Annotated in this window: 20 protein-coding genes; 13 read left to right on the top strand and 7 right to left on the bottom strand. The window is 65.5% G+C overall.

Features of this window, described 5'->3' with window-relative positions:
• Nucleotides 1-27: 27 nt before the first annotated feature.
• The 5 genes from BWQ92_RS09125 to BWQ92_RS24475 all read left to right on the top strand — a co-directional run bounded on the left by BWQ92_RS09125 (nt 28) and on the right by BWQ92_RS24475 (nt 2,414).
• Nucleotides 28-234 (top strand): hypothetical protein, encoded by a 207-nt coding sequence (locus BWQ92_RS09125; RefSeq protein WP_076799235.1) that lies wholly within the window; start codon nt 28-30, stop codon nt 232-234.
• A 63-nt stretch (nt 235-297) separates the two neighbouring features.
• Nucleotides 298-759, top strand: a complete 462-nt coding sequence (locus BWQ92_RS09120; protein ID WP_076799234.1) for a pyridoxamine 5'-phosphate oxidase family protein — start codon at nt 298-300, stop codon at nt 757-759.
• 10 nt (nt 760-769) lie between these two features.
• Nucleotides 770-1,273, top strand: a complete 504-nt coding sequence (locus BWQ92_RS09115) for a universal stress protein (RefSeq protein ID WP_172804267.1) — start codon at nt 770-772, stop codon at nt 1,271-1,273.
• On the top strand, nt 1,266-2,159 hold the full coding sequence (locus BWQ92_RS09110) for a universal stress protein (RefSeq protein WP_076799232.1): 894 nt from the start codon (nt 1,266-1,268) through the stop codon (nt 2,157-2,159). The genes BWQ92_RS09115 and BWQ92_RS09110 overlap by 8 nt, the downstream gene beginning before the upstream one ends.
• 3 nt (nt 2,160-2,162) lie before the next feature.
• The gene (locus BWQ92_RS24475; protein WP_257787665.1) at nt 2,163-2,414 is read left to right on the top strand and encodes an aldehyde dehydrogenase family protein; all 252 of its coding nucleotides are present in this window, start codon (nt 2,163-2,165) and stop codon (nt 2,412-2,414) included.
• Nucleotides 2,415-2,441: 27 nt separating this feature from the next.
• Here the strand turns inward: BWQ92_RS24475 and BWQ92_RS09100 are convergent, their stop codons facing one another.
• Complete coding sequence (locus BWQ92_RS09100) at nt 2,442-3,434, bottom strand: Gfo/Idh/MocA family protein (protein WP_076799231.1); 993 nt, start codon at nt 3,432-3,434, stop codon at nt 2,442-2,444.
• Nucleotides 3,435-3,633: 199 nt separating this feature from the next.
• Here BWQ92_RS09100 and BWQ92_RS09095 point away from each other — a divergent pair, with 199 nt between their 5' ends.
• The 5 genes from BWQ92_RS09095 to BWQ92_RS09080 all read left to right on the top strand — a co-directional run bounded on the left by BWQ92_RS09095 (nt 3,634) and on the right by BWQ92_RS09080 (nt 7,056).
• Entirely contained in the window at nt 3,634-4,230 is a 597-nt protein-coding gene (locus BWQ92_RS09095) for a TetR/AcrR family transcriptional regulator (protein ID WP_076799230.1), read from the top strand.
• Nucleotides 4,227-5,144: a DMT family transporter gene (locus BWQ92_RS09090; RefSeq protein WP_076799229.1), complete on the top strand. Its 918-nt coding sequence runs from the start codon at nt 4,227-4,229 to the stop codon at nt 5,142-5,144. Before BWQ92_RS09095 ends, BWQ92_RS09090 begins: the two co-directional genes overlap by 4 nt.
• A 246-nt stretch (nt 5,145-5,390) precedes the next feature.
• A complete protein-coding gene (locus tag BWQ92_RS23500; protein ID WP_157365123.1) occupies nt 5,391-5,537 on the top strand; it encodes a hypothetical protein in 147 nt (48 codons plus the stop codon).
• A 705-nt stretch (nt 5,538-6,242) separates the two neighbouring features.
• A complete protein-coding gene (locus BWQ92_RS09085; RefSeq protein ID WP_236783155.1) occupies nt 6,243-6,425 on the top strand; it encodes a hypothetical protein in 183 nt (60 codons plus the stop codon).
• 97 nt (nt 6,426-6,522) lie between these two features.
• Complete coding sequence (locus tag BWQ92_RS09080; RefSeq protein ID WP_076799227.1) at nt 6,523-7,056, top strand: GNAT family N-acetyltransferase; 534 nt, start codon at nt 6,523-6,525, stop codon at nt 7,054-7,056.
• Here the strand turns inward: BWQ92_RS09080 and BWQ92_RS09075 are convergent.
• The 3 genes from BWQ92_RS09075 to BWQ92_RS09065 all read right to left on the bottom strand — a co-directional run bounded on the left by BWQ92_RS09075 (nt 7,040) and on the right by BWQ92_RS09065 (nt 9,736).
• Nucleotides 7,040-8,326, bottom strand: coding sequence for an MFS transporter (locus tag BWQ92_RS09075; RefSeq protein ID WP_076799226.1), 1,287 nt, complete (start codon nt 8,324-8,326; stop codon nt 7,040-7,042). The two genes, BWQ92_RS09080 and BWQ92_RS09075, sit on opposite strands and share 17 nt — an antisense overlap.
• Nucleotides 8,323-8,784, bottom strand: a complete 462-nt coding sequence (locus tag BWQ92_RS09070) for a MarR family winged helix-turn-helix transcriptional regulator (RefSeq protein ID WP_076799225.1) — start codon at nt 8,782-8,784, stop codon at nt 8,323-8,325. Before BWQ92_RS09070 ends, BWQ92_RS09075 begins: the two co-directional genes overlap by 4 nt.
• A 100-nt stretch (nt 8,785-8,884) precedes the next feature.
• Complete coding sequence (locus tag BWQ92_RS09065; RefSeq protein ID WP_076799224.1) at nt 8,885-9,736, bottom strand: helix-turn-helix transcriptional regulator; 852 nt, start codon at nt 9,734-9,736, stop codon at nt 8,885-8,887.
• Nucleotides 9,737-9,821: 85 nt separating this feature from the next.
• Between BWQ92_RS09065 and ilvD the strand changes: the two genes are divergently transcribed.
• Complete coding sequence (gene ilvD, locus BWQ92_RS09060; RefSeq protein ID WP_076799223.1) at nt 9,822-11,681, top strand: dihydroxy-acid dehydratase; 1,860 nt, start codon at nt 9,822-9,824, stop codon at nt 11,679-11,681.
• A gap of 86 nt (nt 11,682-11,767) precedes the next feature.
• Here ilvD and BWQ92_RS09055 read toward each other — a convergent pair whose 3' ends face one another.
• The 3 genes from BWQ92_RS09055 to BWQ92_RS09045 all read right to left on the bottom strand — a co-directional run bounded on the left by BWQ92_RS09055 (nt 11,768) and on the right by BWQ92_RS09045 (nt 14,832).
• Nucleotides 11,768-12,229 (bottom strand): MarR family winged helix-turn-helix transcriptional regulator, encoded by a 462-nt coding sequence (locus BWQ92_RS09055; protein WP_076799222.1) that lies wholly within the window; start codon nt 12,227-12,229, stop codon nt 11,768-11,770.
• A 91-nt stretch (nt 12,230-12,320) separates the two neighbouring features.
• Nucleotides 12,321-13,532 (bottom strand): ROK family protein, encoded by a 1,212-nt coding sequence (locus BWQ92_RS09050; protein ID WP_076799221.1) that lies wholly within the window; start codon nt 13,530-13,532, stop codon nt 12,321-12,323.
• Nucleotides 13,533-13,542: 10 nt separating this feature from the next.
• Nucleotides 13,543-14,832, bottom strand: coding sequence for an FAD-binding protein (locus tag BWQ92_RS09045; RefSeq protein ID WP_076803617.1), 1,290 nt, complete (start codon nt 14,830-14,832; stop codon nt 13,543-13,545).
• Nucleotides 14,833-15,009: 177 nt separating this feature from the next.
• Between BWQ92_RS09045 and xylA the strand changes: the two genes are divergently transcribed.
• Together xylA and xylB are read left to right on the top strand one after the other, a co-directional pair.
• Nucleotides 15,010-16,200, top strand: coding sequence for a xylose isomerase (xylA, locus tag BWQ92_RS09040; protein ID WP_076799220.1), 1,191 nt, complete (start codon nt 15,010-15,012; stop codon nt 16,198-16,200).
• 19 nt (nt 16,201-16,219) lie between these two features.
• Nucleotides 16,220-17,731, top strand: coding sequence for a xylulokinase (gene xylB / locus BWQ92_RS09035; RefSeq protein ID WP_076799219.1), 1,512 nt, complete (start codon nt 16,220-16,222; stop codon nt 17,729-17,731).
• Nucleotides 17,732-17,819: the final 88 nt, after the last annotated feature.

Raw genomic sequence — 17,819 nt, 5'->3', positions numbered from 1 at the left:
TCACTGCTGTTGGATTAGTCTTTTGCGATGGCTGACATGGAATTCAAGAGGCGCTTGAACCAAGTTGACGAGTTGTACAACGATCTCTATGAATTGCGGCAGCGCGGTGATGATGCCGGCAAAGAAGAAATCGTCCTGGCCGAGATGCGTTTGGATAACGCATGGCGGGAGCTTTATGAATTCATGGGGCTGCCGTTGTCGCCCGAGGCTGATACCGCGGACAGTTCCGAATAACAGCTGACAACCTTATTTCCGTTCCTCTACTGCAGCACCCTGCGGGCTAGGTATGCTCTGCCCATGAGCAACGTGGAGGAATCCCCGAGGTCAGAGGTTTTGAGTGTCCATGAGTGCTGGAGGCACCTGCGGTCCTCATCGGTCGGCCGCTTGGCCTTTACCGGCGGCGCAGGGCCGGAGATTTTTCCTGTCAATTATTTGCCGGAGGATGGCACGCTGATTTTCCGGACGGGGGCCGGAACCAAGATGAATGCGCTGCTCGAGGGCAATGTGGTTGTCCTTGAGGCAGATGGGCTCAATTCCTACGGCACCATCGCCTGGAGTGTGGTGGTGAAGGGCCGGCCGGAACCCGTCGGGGAGAACGATCCGGGTCAGGCGACGGCGGAGCAGGCACTCTCGCCCTGGGAGCCGGGCCAGAAGGACTACGTGTTCCGTATTTCGCCCACAGAGGTCACGGGCCGCAGTTTCGTCGTCGATGATTCCAAGCGGTGGTGGCCGGCAAGGGAGCCCCGACCCGGCAACTGAAGGACGGGTCATGAATGCAGAACCAATGCCCAGTATTGTCGTCGGAGTGGACGGCAGTAAGGCTTCAATCCTCGCCCTGCGCTGGGCGGGCGTGATCGCACCGTTGATGAACGCAGAGATCAGGGCTGTGATCGCGTGGGACTTCGATGTCCCGTTCCCCCTGATGGCGCCTGCCGCGCCCAACCCCGACCGTGCGGCGGAACGCACCTGCTCCCTTGCGGTGGAACGGGCATATGGAACCACCGCACCAGCGCCAGTGAACCAGGTGATCCGCCGTGGCGCCCCCGCCAAAGTCCTCATGGATGAGTCCCTGACCGCGCAGCTGCTGATCCTTGGCAGCAGCGATCACGGCCACATGAAGGAGCTGCTCATGGGTTCGGTCAGTACGCTGGCCGCCCAGCAAGCGAAATGCCCGGTCCTGATCGCCCACGGAACCGAACTTCCCGCCGCGCTCATGCCTGCAGCGGCGGCTGCCCCCGTACAACCGGCCAACAAGGAGACGCGCCGTGAATGATTCCAGAACCGTCGTCGTCGGGTATGACGGCTCAGTCGAAGCGGCCCAAGCAGTCCGATGGGCGGCACGGCAAGCGTCGGCGCGTCATTGCCAGCTCCTTCTGGTCCATTGCTCACTGTGGCCGCTGCTAACGGACAAGCTCGGCCCGGTGCCCGGAGTGGCCGACAGCGGACTGGAGCGTTCCGCCCAAATAACGCTTGAAGAGGGACTTTCTCATGCCCGCCACGGTGAACCTGAGCTGGACATAGAAACCAAACTTGTTTACGGATGGCCCGCCGAACATCTGGTGAAAATCTCCGCAGGTAAAGACCTGCTCGTTGTGGGCAGCCGCGGCATCGGCGGGTTCATGGGATTGCTGATCGGCTCCGTCTCCTTGGAGATGGCTGCCACAGCAGCCTGTCCCGTGGCCGTGATCCGTTCCGACGATCACCCCAAAGGACCAGTCGTTGTGGCTGTGAACGGGACCGGTTCTTCCGCAGCTCTTGAAGACGCCTGCACCATGGCCAGCACAAGCCAGAGCAGCCTCACCATCATCCACGTCAGGCACACGCCAGCCGGGTACCGGCAACTCCGTGATCCAGTGGACGCCGAAGCTGCAGCATACGAAGTCGTCAACACCGCCATCGAGGCTGCACGCGCCCTCGCGCCAGCCATCGCCGTCGAAGGAAGGGTACTCACAGACACTTCAATCCCGCGTGCGATCCTCAACGCCTCCAAAGGCGCCGGAATAACAGTGGTGGGAACCAAAGGTCAGGGACTCATCAGGGGCACCATAGGATCGACCGCGCATGCCGTCCTGCACCACGCCCACGGGCCCGTACTCATCTCCCGCCGTAGCACTACCAGGGGCGGTCCGGCGGAAACTGACAACAGTGCTCAGCGGTAAGTCGTGTGCGGCTCCTGGGCAGCGGTCGAGAGGAGCGCCACGCCGAGACCGAGCGCCATCGTCATAGGATCCAGGAGGTCCGGCGACGAAGAAGAAGCCATGGCCCGGGCCAACGAGGTGCCGTACGGCCTGGCAGCGTCGGCCTGGACCCTCAACCCGCAGCTCGGCCACGACGTCGCCTCCCGGCTGGATGCGGGTACCGTGTGGGTCGACTCCCACCTGGTCCTGGCCAACGAGATGCCCTGGGGGCTTTAAGAGCTACCGGGGCGGTCCGCCGTAGCTTTAGGTGCCAGCCTGTTTCCGCGCCGCCCTGTCGAGCTCTTCCAGCACCCGTGCATTGTTCGCCGCGTCCGCGAGACCGTAGCGGAGCGGAGTGCCGTTGAGGACGCTGTCGGCGAAGTGTTCGCCCATCCGTACGAAGTGGTTTTCGCCCTTGACCTGGTGAAATACGGTGTTCTGGCCGAAATGGTGCTCCTCCAGGACTGAATCCTCCTCCAGGAGCCCAAAAGGATTGTCGAGGTAGAGGCGGCCCTCAGTGCCCGTCAGCTCCAGAAAGTTGCGGCGCTCAAGGTTTACTCCGGTATCAAAAAGCACGGTTGCGCCGCCGGGAAAGCGCAGCATGCCCGCAATGCTGGTGTCGATCTGGCCTCCGTCATTGGCGTCGCGGTAGTTGCCGAAGGCGGCGGACTCGGCCGGCTCCTGGCCCGTGACCATCCGGCTTACGTTGACGCAGTAGCACCCCGTATCGAAAAGTGCCCCGCCGCCAAGACTGCTGTACCACCGGATGTTGTCCCCGTCGCCCGCGTCGAAGGAGTGGGCGACGTGGACAAATGTCAGTTTTCCCACCGCGCCGGCAGCGAGCAGCTCCTGGAGCTTCTCGAAACGGGGGTGAAAGCGGTACATGAAGCCTTCCAGGACCTTGAGGCCGGTCTGCTCGGCCTTGCGGGCTATCTGCTCGACCTCGGCGGCGCTCATCGCCAGAGGTTTTTCGCAGAGGACGTGCTTGCCTGCGTCCAGAGATTTCAGGATCCACTCAAGGTGCAGTGTGTTCGGCAGCGGAATGTAGACGGCGTCGATGTCCGGGGAGGCGAGCAGTGCCTCATAGGAGCCAAAAGCCTGCGGGATGCCGTGCTTGCCGGCGTACTCCCGGGCCTTCTCCTCGGTTCGCGAAGCAATGCCTACAACCTCACCGTTTTTTGTTTCCTGCAACGCCGGAATTGTCTTGCGGACAATGCGGGCGCTGCCCAGAATGCCCCAACGCAATTTCTCGCTCATTCAACTCTCCTTCTCTCCAACCTGCCCCGCCTGTTGGCTGTGTTCTGCAACTCCTGCATCCGGGCCACCCTCCAGCGTTTCACCGGACACTGGCCGGTCGTCAACAGGGGACCGCGTACCGGGCACGGCTGCAGCCTTCGGTAGACTTAGTCGGTAGGTAGACTGGTCTACCTACTGCCAAACTGCCGGAGGAATAGCCGTGGCCTCACCTGAAGACCGATCAACATCCAAGCGGCCTGCCCGTGCATCGCTCCTTGAGGCTGCGGCCCGCCTCTTCTACTCCGACGGCGTCGCGGCCACCGGCATCGACTCCATTACGGCTGCCGCCGGCGTGGCCAAGAAAAGCCTCTACAACAACTTCGCCTCCAAGGCGGACCTGGTGGCGGCCTATCTGGCCGCCCGGCATGAGGAATGGCTCGCCCTGTACCGTGAACGGGTTGCTGCGGCTGGGACGCCGCAGGACCGGGTCCTCGCCGTGTTCGACGCCTACATCGACCACGCCAACTTTGCGTATGAGCACGGATTCAGGGGCTGCGGCCTGCTCAATGCTGCCGCCGAACTGCCTGCCGGCGCTCCCGGAAGGCAGGCCGTGCGGCAACACAAGGAGGAGGTCGAGGGCCTCCTGCGCCGGCATGTGGCGGAGCTGCTGCCGCGGCAGGATGCTGAGGCCGGCAGGGTGGCCCGGCACCTGGCGTTCCTGCTCGAGGGGTCAATGGCCAGGGCCGGCCTTGAAGGCGAAGACCGTTGCCTGCGCGAGGCCCGGCTGATCGCCGTCCGAATGCTGGAGGCGCTGTGAGGGCGGCGCTTGGCCGGGTGAACGGCGCGCTCCTGGGCGCCGTTTTCGTCGTCGGAGCCTCCACCCTTTGGGGCACCACGGGAACTGTTGCCACGTTCGCGCCGTCGGTGAGTCCACTGGCGATCGGTGCGGTGGCGATGGGCGTGGGCGGGCTGCTGCAGGCGCTGTACGCAGCCCGGCCAATCGCGGGCCACTGGGCCAGACTCCGGGACCGAAGGCTCCTTGTCTCCCTCGGGGCCGCGGCGGTGGCGGTGTACCCGCTTGCGTTCTACAGCTCCATGCACCTTTCCGGCGTCGCGCTTGGAACAGTCATCTCGATCGGTTCGGCCCCTTTGGCGTCGGCGGTAATTGAGCGGGTGGCAGACCGGAAGGAGCTGACCCGCCGCTGGATGCTCGGCGCGCTGATCGGGGTGGCAGGGGCCGGACTGCTGTGCTTTGCCGGCGAGGCGGCAGAACGGCCGGGTGTCCTTGCCGAAGCCTGGGCCGTGCCGGCGGGAATTGTGCTGGGGCTGGTTGCCGGCACCACCTACGCGCTGTATTCGTGGGCTGCCCACCGCCTGATCAGCGGGGGAGTGCCGTCCCGGGCAGCCATGGGTGCGGTGTTCGGCCTGGGCGGCCTGCTCCTGATGCCGGTGCTCGCAATGACCGGCCAGCCGCTCCTGGAGTCGTGGGGCAACTTCTCCGTGGGCGCCTACATGGCGCTTGTCCCCATGTTTGCCGGTTACGTCCTCTTCGGTTGGGGACTGGCGCGCGTGCGCGCGAGTACCGCAACCGGCCTTTCGCTTATGGAAACTGTTGTCGCCGCCGTACTGGCCGTCGTCGTCGTGGGGGAACGGCTGCCTCTTCTCGGCTGGCTTGGCATAGCCATGGTGCTGGCGAGTCTCTTCGTCCTGACTCCCCGCCAGCCCGCCTAGCAAACCAGCAGTCATGTTTCCAGCATGTTAACTCCATGTTTCAGGCATGTTAATTGCAATGGCAAAAAGGGCCGCTGAATTTCTCATGGAAGTTTGCGAAAAGCCCTCCCCTAAAGGAATTGGCTGGCGTACTTTTACTACAGGAAAGAAATGCAGGTGACGGTCACCGGTTCAGCGGAACTCCACGCAGGGCTGTTCTGACTCCAGTGGCCGTCCCGGTACCCCAAGGCTTGATGGAGGAAGACAATGACACGCGAGGAAGCCTTCGCACGATGCACCTCGGACTCGTATGTCGAGTTCTATGGCGGCCGCTGGCTCGTAGTGCCGTTCGCGCAGGTGGAACAGCCGGCCTTCTTTGTCTGCTCCCCCGCAACCGTCCGCAGCAGCCATTAACCTGGAATTGAAGGACTGTGGCAGCGAAGTAAATAATCCCATTTGGCACATATTGCCTGGTAATTACTTTGCGCAGTCAATTTCCCTGCGCAATATTGGCGGGGCTAAAAACTCCGGAGACTTCCCGGAGCGCAAACGAAAAACTGCGGCTGCTCAACCGGCTCGAACGGAACAACCAGCCACCGGCCGCCATAGAACTCGACATAGGAGTCTTGGGGGCACCTTGCGTAAGCTTCTTCCCGGGTCATGATCTTCCCTCTCAATTCAAACGATGTGGACCTTTCTGTTGCTATTCATCATTTCGAAACGAGGGGGCGGGGGTAACGCCGTTTTCTGACGGTCCTGACTATCCTTTGGGGTGGCGGTGGCAGGGCCGGCGACGGGCCCTCCGTGGACGCGGTGGTCACCGCTGATTCCTGCAACCCGACGCAGCAACCCTTGGCCTGCCGGCTCTATCGCCGGCTCTACTTGGCGCCCACTGGTCCGCCGAAGTTCCTAGTGACCTACGTCTCGATTCGTCAACCGGTTGACCGCTCAGGAATAATGGAAGGGATCGAATGTCCGGCAAAGCCGGGCACGGCCCCAAGGCGACGCAACAGACGCGCTGAACAGACGGCGTCGTAAGCCTTCCGCCGGACCCCTTCGACTTCCCCCCAAGAACAAACCTTTTGACATCGCTCTGGAGTAAATATGCAAAGCGCCGGCATGATGGCCCTCTTTCTGTCCCGCTCTGACAGCCTGGCCACCAGCGCCCTGCCCGGGGCCCCGACTGTCGTTGAGGAAGCGAAGTCGCGCTCCGCAGCGTGGAACAGGTTCAGGGGCCGGACCGCCAGTTTCTTGCACCGCCTCGCCTGGGCGGTCGAGCCCAAGGTGACCGAAGGCCGCTGACCTGGTAGCTGAACGGCTCAGCGGAAGCGGCTCCAGCCGAGCCGGGCGTAGAATCGTTCCGTTGGTTTTCTGCCCGTTCGAGCACTTTGGAGTTTCAATGATCCGCAAGGCCATGGCCAGCGACGCTGCCGCCCTGGCTGAACTGGCGGCGCTCACTTTCCCGCTCGCCTGCCCGCCCGGCTCCTCGCCGGAAGACATCGCGCTCCACCTTAAGCGGACGCTCAGCGAGGAGAAATTTGCGGAATACCTCGCGGACAGCAGGATCGCCATCCTGGTGCTCGAGGAAGGCAGCCGGCTTGACGGGTACACCCTGCTCGTCGACCGGCAGGCAACGGACCCGGACGTGCTCCGCGCCCTGGCCGCAAAGCGGTCCGTAGAGCTGAGCAAGTGCTACGTTCACCCGGACCATCACGGACGGGGCGCAGCCTCCATGCTCATGCAGGCCTCATTGGACTGGGCTGCTGACCAGGGAGCGGCCAGCGTCTGGCTGGGCGTTAACAGCCAGAACGCCAAGGCCATCCGCTTCTATGAGAAGTCCGGCTTTACCAAGGTCGGGACCAAGTCATTCACCCTGGGCGATTCAGTGGAAAACGACTTCATTCTGGAGTACGCCCTCACGGCGAAGGGCTGACCGGCTCGCCGGGCCCGCGCGGCGCGCGCTTTCTCCGGAAGGAAGCGGACAGCTGCTGCTGCCAGGACAGGGGGCTGTTCCGGAGCACGACGGCGACTGCGAGCAAGCCGGCCAGCAGCACCACCGCGCCGCCGGCAGCCACCGACCAGCGGGCGCCGAAAGCGGTGCCAAGCCAGCCCATGAGCGGGGCCCCCAGCGCGGTGCCGCCCTGCAGCGTTGCCAAGTAGAGGGCAAGCACCCGTCCCCGGAACTGTGGCTCCACTGACAGCTGGATGCTTGTGTTGCAGCTGTTCAGGAAGGTCAGGGAGGCCAGTCCCACCGGGACCAGGACGGCGGCGTACAGCCAGAACGACGGCGAGACGCTGGCGATCAGTGTGAAAAAGCCCAGTCCCAGCGCACCACCCAGCAGGTAGCGCAGGCGGGGCCGCGCCCTGCGGGCGGCAAGCAGCGCACCGGACAGGGTTCCGACGGCCATAATGGAGCCCAGTAGTCCGAATTCGCCCGGCCCCATGCCGAATTCCGCCGTGGACATCAGCGCGTTGATGATGGGGAAGTTCATGCCGAAGGCGCCGAGGATGGCCACCAGGACCAGGATGAGCACCAGGTCCGGGCGCCTGCGCACGTAGCCAAGGCCCTCCGCAACCTGATGCTTGCCGCGGACTGCCGGTGTGGCCGGTGCCAACTCTGATCTGCGGATGCGGGCCAGCGAGATGATCACGGCGATGAAACTGGCTGCGTTGAGCAGGAACACGGGGCCGGTGCCGGCCCACGCGATCAGGATTCCTGCGAGTGCAGGGCCGGTAAGCCTGGCGGTGTTGAAGGACGCGGAGTTGAGGGACACGGCGTTGGCGATGTCGTCCTGTCCAACAAGTTCGGAGACGAAGGCCTGTCGGGCCGGCCCGTCAATGGCGCTGGCGATCCCGAGGAACAAGGCGGCAGCGTAGACCTGCCACAGCTGCGCAGAACCGGTCACCACCAGGAGCCCGACGACCAGCCCGCACAGGCCCATCGCCGTCTGCGTCCACAACAGGATCGCACGCTTGGAGTGCCGGTCCGCCAGAACGCCGGCGTACGGCCCGAGCAGCAGCATCGGAAGGAACTGCAGGGCCGTGGTGATGCCGACGGCGGTGCCGGAATGATCCGTGAGGACTGTCAGGACCAGCCAGTCCTGCGCCACCCGCTGCATCCAGGTGCCGATGTTGGAGACCAGGGCGCCGCCTGCCCACAGCCGGTAGTTGGGGTTCCGCAGCGCCCGGAAGGTGGCACTCATCGGGAAATCATCTCCTGGAGGATGTGCGCCGCGCGGCTCAGGGTAAGCCGGTCCTCCGGGCTTAAGGTGTCGACGCGCTGGGCCAGCCAGGCCGTCCGCTGGTCGCGTGCTTCTTCCAGCGCAGCCTCCCCGGCGGGGGTGATGCTGACCTGGATCTGCCGGCCGTCCTGCGGGTGGGCTGACCGCGACACAAAGCCCAGTTCCGCGAGGGCGTTCACGATCCGCGTCATCGACGGTGCCTGCACGTGCTCCCGGTCAGCCAGCTCCCGTGGCGTGTGTGGGCCGTGGCTGTCGAGCTGGGCCAGGACGGTGTACTGGCCCGGGGTGATGACATCGCCCGTGGCCTCGACCCGCAGTCGACGGGAGGTCCTCATGACCGCGGTCCGCAGGTCGATCGCCAGGGTATCCGGACTGATGGAAGCGGGAGCTTCTGCGTCTGCCGCTTGGGATGGTGGCATCTGACGCCTCCTCAGGATGTGGTTAGCTCAGCTAATTAGCATTGCTAAGTATTATTCTCCCAAGTTGCCCGCGCGGCAAGGCAAATCAGCGTGTTGTTGGCTACCCTGGGCCTGACATGAGGCGCTGCATCTGGTTGCTGGCCTCGCTTCCCGGAGCCGGGGTGTACACCACAATGTGGAGATCGGGCCGGTCGGAGGGGGAAAGCTGGTGATGCTCCAGCTGGAGGACTCCCACCGCCGGATGGTGGAACAGCCGCTCACGGGATTCAAAGCCCAGGATGTCGTACCGGTCCCATGCTGCCCGGAATTCGGGGCTGGCCTCCTGGAGCCGTTCCACCTGGTACTTGATGTCGGGATCACCCAGGCGCTGTCCGGTTTCGGCCCGGAATTCTGCCAGGAAGCGCTTGCTCGTGACGTCCCAGTCGGGAAGCAGGTCGCGGACATAGGGGTCCGTGAAGACCAGCCACAGAAGATTGCGGTCCGGCGCAGGAACCTTGGCGATATTTGGATAGAGCGCGGCATAGGCCGTGTTCCACCCCGCAACCCCCCAGTCGGGAAAGAGCGCGAACGCCGGATTGGGATCCAGCGCATCCATCAGCCGCTGAACATGGGCCGGCGCCGTGGCGGCAGCAGGGCTGGACGGCGCCGCTGTTGCGTAGCCCCCGAGCGACAGGACATACGCGAGGCCGGTGTCCGAAAGGTGCAGGGAGCGGCAGACGGACTCCAGCACCTGCCGGGACGGACTGATGTCCCTGCCCTGCTCCAGCCACGTGTACCAGGTGACGCTCACCCCGGAAAGGAACGCGATCTCTTCCCGGCGCAGGCCGCGTTCGCGCTTGCGGGCTATCGGCGGCAGGCCGTACTCGGCCCGCACTGCCTGGTCACGCCGGGCTCTGAGGAAGAGTCCCAGTTCCTTGCGTCTCTCCGAACCCTGCGCTCCAGTACCCTGCACCCCCAAATACTATTACTCTGGTACTCCCACTACTAGTATCAGGACCGTCTTCCAGTCGCCGGGAGGGCCATGCAGGATGGTAGGCATGCCTGCACTACGCTCTAAAACAGTCACCCACGGCCGCAACATGGCCGGAGCCCGCGCCCTGCTGCGCGCTTCCGGCGTCGCCAACTCAGACATCGGCAAGCCCATCATCGCCGTGGCTAACTCCTTCACCGAATTCGTTCCCGGCCACACCCACCTCGCCCCCGTGGGCCGGATCGTCTCCGACGCGATCCTCGCTGCCGGCGCCGTGCCGCGCGAGTTCAACACCATCGCCGTCGACGATGGCATCGCCATGGGCCACTCCGGCATGCTCTACTCGCTGCCGTCCCGTGACCTGATCGCCGACTCCGTGGAGTACATGGTCAACGCCCACTGCGCCGACGCCCTGGTCTGCATCTCCAACTGCGACAAGATCACCCCCGGCATGCTCATGGCCGCGCTGCGCCTGAACATCCCCGTCGTGTTCGTCTCCGGCGGCCCCATGGAGGCCGGCCGGGTGACCTTGACTGACGGCTCCGTGCGTTCCCTTGACCTGGTGAACGCGATCGCCGACGCCGTGGACGAGTCCATCTCCGACGCTGACATCAACCTCATCGAGGAGAACGCCTGCCCCACCTGCGGTTCCTGCTCCGGCATGTTCACCGCCAACTCCATGAACTGCCTCACCGAGGCCATCGGACTCTCCCTGCCGGGCAACGGCTCCGTGCTCGCCACTCACACCGCGCGCAAGGCGCTGTACGAGAAGGCCGGTGCCACCGTCGTCGACCTGGTGAAGCGCTATTACGACGGCGACGACGACTCCGTGCTGCCCCGCTCCATCGCCACCGCCAAGGCCTTCGACAACGCCATGGCCCTGGACATTTCCATGGGCGGCTCCACCAACACCATCCTGCACCTGCTGGCCGCGGCCCAGGAGGCGGGCGTGGACTACGGCCTGGCCGAGATGGACGCCAAGTCCCGCCAGGTGCCCTGCCTGGCCAAGGTGGCCCCGAACGTCGCCAAGGACAAGACCTACTACATGGAGGACGTGCACCGCGCCGGCGGCATCCCCGCACTGCTGGGCGAGCTGAACCGCGGCGGCCTCCTGCACAAGGATGTCCACTCCGTGCACTCCGCCGACCTGGACGGCTGGCTGGATGACTGGGACATCCGCGGCGGCAAGGCCACCGAGGAAGCCAAGGCCCTGTGGCGCGCCGCTCCCGGCGGTGTCCGCTCCTCCACGGCGTTCTCCCAGTCGAACGAGTGGACTTCCCTGGACACCGACGCCGAGGGCGGCTGCATCCGCTCCGTGGAGCACGCCTACTCCAAGGACGGCGGGCTGGCCGTGCTCCGCGGCAACGTGGCCGTGGACGGCGCTGTGGTGAAGACCGCCGGCGTGGACGAGTCCATCTGGACCTTCTCGGGCCCGGCCGTTGTGTGCGAGTCCCAGGACGAAGCCGTGGAAAAGATCCTGAACAAGACCGTCAAGGAAGGCGACGTGGTGGTCATCCGCTACGAGGGCCCCAGGGGCGGTCCGGGCATGCAGGAGATGCTCTACCCGACGTCGTTCCTCAAGGGCCGCGGCCTCGGCAAGAAGTGCGCCCTCATCACGGACGGCCGCTTCTCCGGCGGCACCTCCGGCCTGTCAATCGGGCACATCTCCCCGGAGGCCGCCTCCGGCGGCACCATCGCCCTGGTGGAGGACGGCGACATCATCAGCATCGACATTAGCCAGCGCTCCATGCAGCTGGAGGTCTCCGATGAGATCCTCGCCGAACGCCGCGAAAAGCTGTTGGTCAACGGCGGTTACAAGCCCAAGGACCGGGACCGCCAGGTCTCGGCAGCACTGCGCGCCTATGCAGCCATGGCCCTGTCCGCGGACAAGGGCGCCGTCCGCGACGTTTCCCTCCTGGAAAACTGACCGGCAAAGGTTGCGAAAGAGGCCAGGTCCTGTTCGCTCAAGCGGACGGGACCTGGCCTCTTTGTGTTGAATCCCCGGGGCGGGACTCAGTCCGCTCCGCCCCACAGGGCCTTGCGCAGCAGCATTTTCAACTGTCCGGCTTCGTACTCCGAAAGCGCTGTGAGCTGTTCATGCTCGCAGGCTTCCAGCGCCGCCCGGGCCTTGGCGTGGATGCGGCGGCCCTCCGCGGTTGAGACGATGATCCTGGCACGCCTGTCCTGCTTGCCGGTAGAGCGTTCCACGAGTCCCCGGCGCTCCAGGTCGTCCACGAGGCTGACCACCTGGCTGGGGTCGAGGCCCAGGAACATGGCCAATTCCCGCTGGGTCGGCTCCTGGCCGCTGCAGGCGAGCGTCAGTACCCAGAAGGAGCGTTCCCGCAACCCGAAATCCCCGAGGGCCCGGTTGTTCAGCGGAGAGCCCGCCGTGTGCAGTTTGGCCAGCAGCAGCCCGACGTCGTTGCCGATCCTGGCGGCCCCCAGCCGCGACGCACCGACTTTAATCTCCTGCATAGCCCTGCCAGCTCCACTAGTGGTGAAAAACAATCATTGACTTTATCAACGAAAGTCCCACGCGCTGTCGCCGGACCAAATTCCGCCGCCTCTATCCCGCGGCGGAAGCCAGCCCGGCGGGGTCAGCGAGGAACCGGGCGAACCCGAGTTCCGCCGCACCGATCATCATCAGGTTGGAGCCGAGCGCCGCAGGATGGACCTTGGCCTGGCCGGCGGGACCGTCCAGAGCCTGCGATTGCAGCAGCTCATCGAGCCTGGACGGTGCCAGTTCGTAGAGCACGCCCAGGAAGCCGTCCAGGATGATCACCTCCGGATTGAAGGTGTTGACGGTATTCCGCAGCGTGATGGCCAGGTAGCCCAGCTGGCGGATTATCTCTTCTGTCACGGCGGGGCTGCTTGATGCATGGAGTGCCTGTTCCAGCTGGGACGTGTCGCCGCCGGGAAGGTCCAGCAGTTCGAAGAGCCGCCCCTGGGAGACCTCGGTTTCCAGGCAGCCGGTGGCGCCGCAGTGGCACTCGGCGCCGTCGGTGCGGACGAAGGTATGGCCCAGTTCCCCGGCGTAACCGGAGGTGCCGCTCAGGAGCCTGCCGCCGGAAATGATCCCGCCGCCGATGCCGCTGGGCCCGCCGTTCAGGTACACGAGGTTGTCCCGTCCGGCGCCTGCTCCAAAGATCAGTTCAGCTTCGGCGGCGAGCGAGGCGTCGTTCGCGGCCTGGCACGCGTAGCCGGTGGCCTCGGCCAGCATCCGCGCCACGGGCTCGTCCCGCCAGCCAAGGTGCGGCGCATGGCGGACCGTCCCGTCGTCGGCGTTCACGAGGCCGGGCACCGCTATGCCGATGCCCGTGATCCGGTACGAGTGGTCCAGCTCTGTGCGCATCCCCTCGATCACGGCTGCGGCGATGTTGACCGCTTCCCGGGCGCTGGGGATCCGTTCGGTGGCGAACCGGATTTTTTTCTGGACGATGCCGCCGAGGTTGACCAGTCCGATGGTAACGGCGTCGATCTCCGGGTAGACGGCCAGGGCCGCAATGGACGGGCTGGGGCGCACCTCGGGGCTCGGCCGGCCCACCTGGGCTTCACCCGTTGGCGCCGTCTCGTACACCAGGCCGAGGGTGGCCAGCTGGCCGATCAGCGTTCCCACGGTGGACCTGTTCAGACCGGTCCTTCGCGTCAGCTGCGCCCTGCTGAGGACGCGGTGATGGTGGACCAGGGACGTGATCAGGGCCAGGTTGTTCCGGCGGGAGGGGTCGAGCTCGCTGGGCGCGGCGGTCGGGGCAGCCCGTTGGCGAGGGGAAGGCATCATCGGAACACTATCAGCTGCCGAAAACTGCCCGGTCCAGGAAGCTGTTGCGGAACTTCCCCTCAGGATCGAGCCGCTCTGCGAGGGCCTTAAAGTCGGCAAAGCGCGGGTACAGGGGCGCGAGGCTGGCGGCGTCGCCGTCGAACAGTTTGCCCCAGTGGGGGCGGGCGCCGAACGGCGCCAGTTCGGCCTCGATCACGGGAAGTACGGCCTCGACGGCGGGCTGGTCCTGCCGCCAGGTGAGGTGCAGGCCAATGCCGTCGGTGTGATAGTTCGGGCTCAGCCAGAGGCTGTCCGCCGCCATGGTGCGGACTTCCGAAACCAGCAGCAGCGGCGTCACCAGATGGGACAGCCGGCGCATTGCCTGGATGGCGTCTACGGCATGTTCACGGGGGACCAGGTACTCGCTCTGGAGTTCATCGCCCTTGCTGGGGGTGAATTCCATCCGGAAGTGGGCCAGCCGGTCGGACCACGGGCCGGGTACGCCAAACTGCTGCGTGCAGGTTGTTCCGGGGACGCCGGCGATCGGGTGCCTGGGTTCGGTGGCAGGGCTGCCCCCAAAGAATGCCGTCTGCTTCGGCTCCGCTTCCGGGTCCGCCGCCGCCCGGGACTTCAGCCACGCCTGGGCAATCCTGTCCCCGCTCCAGTCGGTGAAGAGGCTGACGCTGTACGCCGAGGAGGTCACGTCGTCGAAATTTTCCAGCACCCGGTCCCAGTCCAGGTCCTCGAACACCGTCTGGGACACGGCGAACGTGGGTTCGATGTCCAGCGTCAGGCTGCTGACCACGCCCAGGGCGCCCAGGTTCACCACCATGCCGTCAAAGCCGGCGTCGCCGCGGCGGGCGGTGAGTATCCCGCCGTCGGCCGTGACAATTTCAAGCCCGGCGACGGCGGTGGCCAGGTTCCCGTTGCGGTCACCTGATCCGTGGGTTGCGGTGGCGACGGCGCCCGCCACCGAGATGTGGGGGAGGGAAGCGAGGTTGTGCAGGGCGTAGCCCTGCCGCTGCAGCTCCGCGGCGAGGGTTCCGTACCTGGTGCCGCCGCTCACGGTTACTGTCATGGAGGCCGGGTCAACGTCGATAGCGGGTGCGAGGTGCTCCAGCGACACCAGGACGCCCGGGGTGTCTGCAATGCGGTTGAAAGAGTGCCGGGAACCGAGGGCGCGGAGCTTTGGTGCAGCGGCAACCAGGTCCTGGAGATCGGCAACGGTTGCCGGCTCCCGGAGCTCGGCGGCGGCATACCTGAGATTGCCGGCCCAGTTGTACTGCTCGGTGTGCAGCTTGGTTCCTGCTTCGCTAACCATGGCCAGCCCTTCGTTTTTTGGTGTTTCCGAGAACATAACACCGATCGGGTGTCAGAAGATAGCGTGTTTTGCTCCCCCGAGCGTCCATGAAGTCCCGGAAAAAACCTTGACAGCCACGCGGATTCGAATATGTTTGTTTGTGGAACATTTCCCCTCCACACCAACCGGGAGCACTCAATGGCGATTCAGCCCACGCGTGAAGACAAGTTTTCCTTCGGCCTTTGGACCATCGGCTGGGAGGCGCAGGACCAGTTCGGGTCCGCCACCCGGCCGCCGCTGGACACGGTGGAGGCCATCAACCGCCTCAGTGACCTGGGCGCTTACGGCATCACCTTCCACGACAACGACCTTTTCCCGTTCGGCTGCTCCGCCGCTGACCGGCAGCGGGAGATCGACCGGCTGACCGGCGCGCTGAAGGCCACCGGCATGGTGGTGCCCATGATCACCACCAACCTGTTCAGCCACCCGGTCTTCAAGGACGGCGGCTTCACCAGCAATGACCGCGGCGTACGCCGGTTCGCCCTGCGCAAGGTCCTGGAGAACATCGACCTGGCAGCAGAACTCGGCGCGGAAACCTTCGTGATGTGGGGCGGGCGTGAAGGCAGTGAGTACGATGCCGCCAAGGACATCCGCGGCGCCCTCGAGCGCTACCGCGAGGCCGTGAACCTGCTGGGCGACTACGTGACGGACAAGGGCTACAACATCCGCTTCGCCATCGAACCCAAGCCCAACGAGCCACGCGGCGACATCCTGCTGCCCACCCTGGGCCACGCCCTGGCGTTCATCGAGACGCTGGAGCGGCCGGAGTTGGTCGGTATCAACCCGGAGACCGGGCACGAGCAGATGGCCGGGCTGAACTTCACCCACGGCATCGCCCAGGCCCTATACCAGGGCAAGCTCTTTCACATCGACCTCAACGGCCAGCGCAGCATCAAGTTCGACCAGGACCTCGTCTTCGGCCACGGTGATCTGCAGAACGCCTTCTCCCTCGTGGACCTGCTGGAGAACGGCGGTCCCCAGGGCGGGCCTGCCTACGATGGCCCCCGCCACTTCGACTACAAGCCGAGCCGCACCGAGGACATCAATGGTGTCTGGGATTCTGCAGCAGCCAACATGCAGACCTACCTGCTGCTCAAGGAGCGGGCCAAGGCCTTCCGCGCCGACCCCGAGGTGCAGGCTGCCCTGGAGGCGTCGCGGGTTTCCGAGATCAACGTTCCCACCCTCAACCCGGGCGAAGGCTACGAGCAGCTTCTCGCGGACCGCTCCTCCTACGAGGATTTCGACGCCGATGCCTACTTTGGCGGCAAGGGCTTCGGTTTTGTAAAGCTCCAGCAGCTGTTCATCGAACACCTGCTCGGCGCGCGCTGATCCCGTGGCGGCTGTTCCGATGTCAACGGCTTTTCCTGTGTCGTTGGTTGCCGGGGTCGACTCCTCGACCCAAAGCTGCAAGGTGGTGGTTCTCGATGCGGCTACCGGTGCCCTGGTCCGGGAGGGCCGTGCCGGCCATCCCGAAGGTACCGAAGTCCACCCGGACCACTGGTGGCGGGCGCTGTCCGCAGCGTTCGACGACGCCGGCGGGCTCTCCGGGGTCAGTGCGGTTTCCGTGGGAGGCCAGCAGCACGGCATGGTGCTGCTGGACGCGGACGGCAACGTGCTGCGGCCCGCGCTGCTCTGGAACGACACCCGCTCGGCACAAGCCGCCGCAGCACTCACCGAAGAGGTGGGCGCTTCGGATTACGCCAAGCGGACTGGCCTGGTTCCGGTGGCCTCTTTCACTGTCACCAAAATCCGGTGGGTCCGCGACAACGAGCCGGACATCGCCAGCCGGGTGGCCGCCGTCGTGCTTCCGCATGACTGGCTGACGTGGCGGCTGCGGGGCTACGGCCCCGCGGACACCAGCCCTCTCGGGCCTGAGCTGGAGCAGCTCACCACGGACCGCTCCGATGTCAGCGGCACGGGCTACTGGAACCCCGCCACCGGCGAATACGACCTGGAGCTGTTCCGCCTGGCTTTTGGCCGGGAGGCTGTTGAGGCTTCGGACGGAGCCGGTAACGCCGGCGGTGAGGTGATCCTGCCGCGTGTGCTGGAACCCGGCGCTTCACCCGGTTCCGTCCACCCGTCCATCGCGGGGGAGTCCATCCTGCCGGGGCAGGCTGTCCAAGTGGGCGCCGGAGCGGGGGACAACGCTGCAGCGGCATTGGGCCTGGGCGCCCGGCCTGGGGACGTCGTCGTATCGGTGGGCACCAGCGGGACAGTGTTCGCCGTCTCCGACACTCCGATCGGCGACCCGAGCGGCACCGTGGCGGGTTTCGCGGACGCGAGCGGGCTGTTCCTTCCCATTACCGTGACCCTCAACGCGGCGCGCGTGCTGACGTCCATTGCCGGGCTGCTCGGAGTGGACTTCGACGAGCTGTCCCGGCTGGCGCTGGAGGCGGAACCCGGGGCGGGCGGCGTGGTGCTGGTTCCTTACTTCGAGGGGGAGCGGACGCCCAACCTGCCACATGCCACGGCGAGCTTCTCCGGGCTCAGCATCGCGTCGACCACGCGCAGCAACTTCGCGCGGGCCGCCGTCGAAGGAATGCTGTGCGGGCTGGCAGGGGGACTGGACGCGCTCCGTGCGCTCGGTCATCCGGCCGAGCGGCTGCTCCTGATCGGTGGCGCCGTGCAGAACCCTGCCGTCCAGCGGATCGCGGCCCAGGTCTTCGACCTGCCCGTCCTGATTCCCAGCCCCGGCGAGTACGTGGCCCGGGGAGCCGCCGTCCAGGCCGCGTGGGCGCTCTCCGGGGAGAGGCCGCAGTGGGAGGTAGCGCTGGACAGCACTCCCGAGCCGGACTTCCGGCCCGCCATCGCGGAGCAGTACAGGGCGGAACAGCGCAAGGTGGCCCAAGCCGCTGGTTGAGCCGTCCCGGCGCGACCAACTGGGTAGCCGATCAGGGCGTTTTCACATCTGGGAGCGCCCTGATCCGGCCCATAGGATTCGTCCCAGG

Origin of the sequence: Arthrobacter sp. QXT-31, from assembly GCF_001969265.1 — a bacterium.
Lineage (GTDB): Bacteria > Actinomycetota > Actinomycetes > Actinomycetales > Micrococcaceae > Arthrobacter.
The sequence above is the reverse complement of the archived record's forward strand: the minus strand, read 5'-3'. Positions and strand labels throughout refer to the sequence as shown.